The organism is Phormidium pseudopriestleyi FRX01 (genome assembly GCF_017313335.1).
GTDB lineage: Bacteria > Cyanobacteriota > Cyanobacteriia > Cyanobacteriales > Laspinemataceae > Laspinema > Laspinema pseudopriestleyi.
In genome coordinates this window covers 1-3,933 of record NZ_JAFLQW010000451.1, presented here as the reverse complement: position 1 = coordinate 3,933, position 3,933 = coordinate 1, and the positions used below count along the sequence as shown (strand labels likewise).

Sequence of the window (3,933 nt, the reverse complement as noted above, 5' to 3'; positions counted from 1 at the left end):
TTTAGGGATAGTTGTTTTGATGGTCTAGAGGGATACTTGAATGTCCCGCTGTCGCCCTTTGGGGTAGGCAGGAATCCCCCGGCTTTAGACGTGGGGAGGTTCAAAATTAATGTTGTATTGATTTTAACTACCCTGGCATACTAGCTATGATGCTCAAGTCAACAACCCGTCACATTCGGATTTTTACGGCAGAGGTGCAAGAGAATGAATTTGTTCCGAGTCCAGACTTATTAACCCTTGATGTGGATCCGGACAATGAGTTTAACTGGCCGGAACCGACGTTACAGAAGGTTTATCGCAAGTTTGATGAACTGGTTGATTCTTGCAGTGGGGAAGATTTAACGGAGTACAATTTACGCCGCATCGGTTCGGATCTGGAGTATTATTTGCGATCGCTCCTCCAAGGTGGAGAACTCTCCTATAACCTCAACAGCCGCGTCCAAAACTACAGCATGGGTTTACCCCAAATGGTCTACGAGGACCAGTAATCTCCAATCTGGTTGTGCTGGGATTGAACACAAAGGCCCAACTTCGGTCTGTGGGGTCACTCTCCATAGAGAGTCGGGGCAGTTGATGTACTGCCCCGCCTACAGATTCCGATTCCCTCCTAAAATTCCGGTGAAGTCCTGATCCGCTTTCACCGGAAAGCCCCCAGACGGTTGGGGTTTATTCTTGTGGCGGTGCGCTAATCATCTCCTGGACCTCTTGCAGGTCAATTTGGAAATGGTGCGCGATCGCCTCCATCACCTGCTGTTCTTTCTCTGTGATTACCCCATCGATTTGAGCAATTCGATAACATTGGGCTAATAGCGGATAGGCAAAATCGCGATCGAGCAGAGTCAGCAGTTCCGCCAAGGGGACCGGATGCTCAATCTCAGACTCGATCGCCTTCAGAGACTCTGTAGTAAAGTTTAATTGCTTTAATTCCGGCAAAATATCCGCCCAAGAGGTATCCGGACGGGACGCCAAAATCTGATGAATCAAAATCCGGTCCATCACATCTTTTTGGGCGATCGCCCGTTCCAAATACTCCTGATTCTCTTCTTCCAACGCTTGAGTTGCCGCCTCCTGAGTCAGCGGATTCGTCTTCGCTTCATAGAAACGACAGGCGGCATATCCCAGTCCATACAACATCGCCGCATTAGAACTCGCCCCGATCGCCATCCCCGCCACCGGCAGGTTCCGCAACACCCCTAATCCCCCTTTCAATGCCGCTGAACCCCCTAGGGACAACCCAAAAATCGCTAACACTTCCCCGCGACGCGCCGGATCTTTTAAATCCATCTGATAGGCACCGGCAATCTGATACACCATTTCTGCCTGTAATGCCGTAGTTGCCATCACATCCACCCCCAACAGGGCTAGGGCCAATCCCGGCACAATACTACTGACAAATCCAATCCCTCCAGCATAAAGGGATTTCTCCACCATGATGCGATGGGCAATCTCATTGGGGCTTTCATCAGGATACTCTTGCTGCAATTTGCGAACTTGGGATTCAGCTTTCTCAACATCCACTTGCCCGACTAAATTCAACAGCCATTGGGCTTTAAAGACTTGAGCGAATTTTTTAACAACCGGATTCTCTCCAATAAACGAGAGGGCTTTTCCCGTTTCCAAGGCAGTGCGATCGAACAACTTGATCGATTCTTTGGTCGCAGTTTCGACAGTCTTAGCAGCATTTTGACTCACGGATTTTCCTGTTTCCGAGGCCCACTGGCTGGCAGATCCGGCGGCTTTTACTGCAGTTGAGCTTAAAGAAGCCATATCAACGGCAACTCCCCCAGTGTCTCCCTGGGCGATCGCCCCCACAAATTCGATGGTTTCTGCCACCTTATCCACCGCCACCTTACTCACTTCTAAGGCAGTTTTATTAATATTTTCTTGCACATCTCCCACTGCTGAACCCACTTGGTGGCAGGCTGAGTTCTTGGATTTGACCCCTTGTTCCTTGAGTTCAGTTTGCAGATTATTGGGTTGGTTTTTCATGGGTTATCGCCTGTTTTTATGAGTATTTTTGAGGGGGTTTTTCTAATTTATCACCAGTCCTCATTTTATGAAACAATCCTGAATATATAGCGGTTCGGTGGACTCACCCTCACCCCCAGCCCCCTTCGACCCTTCGACCCTTCGACCCCCTTCGACCCTTCGACTGGCTCAGGGCTCAGGACAGGCTTCTAGTGAGTTCATCGAACTATGGCTCAGGGCTCAGGACAGGCTTCGACTGGCTCAGGGCTCAGGGCTCAGGGCTCAGGGCTCAGGACAGGCCTCTCCCGTCTTGGGCCGCCGACGAGAAAGGGGTGAGGGCTGTACCTTGTGGACATGAGAAACGCTATATATTCAACGGTTTAAAGACTGAACGGATTCCCTGTTATGCTCCGTCTGGAACATTTGGATGAAAACGGCTTTAAACTCCTTGAGTCTGTCCTAGAAGGGTAAGCACAAAGAAGGTGAGCGATCGCCAGGAACACTCACCTTTCTTTCTTGGAAATTTAGACAATTCCCACCGGCGTAGTGGGTTGTGCCGGTGACGGTTCATTTAACCCTATCCGTTCTTGGTACAGACGAGCCAACCGCCGCTCTGCCTTAGCCAGGTCCCGTTCTATGCTACTAAAAATCATCGTAGACACGGGGTCCGTAAACTGGACTTGCAACTCAAAGCAGTCTATCACCCCTGTCTGAATATCCCCCAAGGCTTGACGTAAAATTGCCATGTCATTTGTAGAGGGTAAAGCATTCATGAAAGAGGCAAAGACACCCTCCGCCATTGCCGGTAAAAAAAGTTGTTCTCCCAGGGTTCGCAGGCGGCTTTCCAAGAGTTCGATATGACTGACTTTTTCTTCCCAAATCTCCAACAGCAGCAATCGAGTCGCGCTATCGGTGATGATTTCAGCATAATGCTTAAAGGCTTCTTGGCTATAGCGTTCTCCCGCCATTGCCTGATTTAATCCGTTGATAATTTCCTGGCGGGTTGATCCCCCCCAGGCTTCGGCAAGTTGCCACCATTCTGCTGAACTGTCGTTGCGATCGGGCAGGGATTGGTCGGGAATGCTCAAATTCAGCCTGGAGAAAATGGCGGTGGTGAAAATAGCTAAATCTCCCGGTTGCCGAGAGCAAATTAGGTTACCGTCGGTAGTTACAGCCTCATCAATATAGGTGGCACCGGCATTTTCCATATCTTTGCGGATGGAAATAAAGCCGGTGGCACGCCGTCCCCGAAGTAAGTCGGCTTCTATTAAGACTTGGGGTCCGTGGCAGACGGCAGCGATTAATTTGCCCAAGGCAGCGGCTTCTTGAACGAAGGCGATCGTGTTGGGGTTGGTTCGCATTTTATCCGGTGCGCCACCCCCGGGAATGATCACGGCATCGAAGTTTTGGGCGCGGGCTTCGGTGGTGGTCCCATCGGGTTGGATTGAGACTTTTCCTTGTTTACCGTGATAGGCTTGATTCATCCCGGACCCAAGTACAGAAACTTTTGCCCCGGCTTGTTGTAATGCTGTATAAGGAACTTTAAATTCTGAATCTTCAAATCCTTCTTCAATCAGGATGGCGATTCGGGGTGTGGGTTGTGAGTTGTTGATAGTAGACATAAAGTTACGTTTTGATTAATCGGGCTTGCCTTGTACATGAAAAAATCAGGGGATTGCCCTGATGTATTATCTTTAATTTTTCGAGACTGATGGAATTCCCTATATCAGAGAGTTCGGTCATATCCAGGATTTGGCTCACTCAGGGATGAGTGCGAATCCTGGATGAGAATTTCTAACCTAGCCCTGTCAAGGTGTATTTATAGTAGGGGCGCATTGCGCCCCTACGTGAAATCACGATTTTTCGTCATTAAATTTACCACCTTGACAGGGCTAGAATTTCTAACCCTATTGATAGCAGACAGAAGAAAAAACTGATGTTTTCTTCTGTCTGCTTCTGATTCTT

General features: G+C 49.1%; 3 protein-coding genes. 1 reads left to right on the top strand and 2 read right to left on the bottom strand.

Annotated features, from left to right (window positions below):
- Positions 1 to 146: 146 nt before the first annotated feature.
- Entirely contained in the window at positions 147 to 488 is a 342-nt protein-coding gene (gene ndhM, locus J0895_RS16915) for an NAD(P)H-quinone oxidoreductase subunit M (RefSeq protein WP_207089213.1), read from the top strand.
- Positions 489 to 666: 178 nt separating this feature from the next.
- On the opposite strand, the gene J0895_RS16910 is transcribed toward ndhM, so the two are convergent.
- Complete coding sequence (locus tag J0895_RS16910; protein ID WP_207089212.1) at positions 667 to 1,989, bottom strand: hypothetical protein; 1,323 nt, start codon at positions 1,987 to 1,989, stop codon at positions 667 to 669.
- 503 nt (positions 1,990 to 2,492) lie between these two features.
- Positions 2,493 to 3,590: a DJ-1/PfpI/YhbO family deglycase/protease gene (locus J0895_RS16905; protein WP_207089211.1), complete on the bottom strand. Its 1,098-nt coding sequence runs from the start codon at positions 3,588 to 3,590 to the stop codon at positions 2,493 to 2,495.
- Between the last annotated feature and the right edge of the window lie 343 nt (positions 3,591 to 3,933).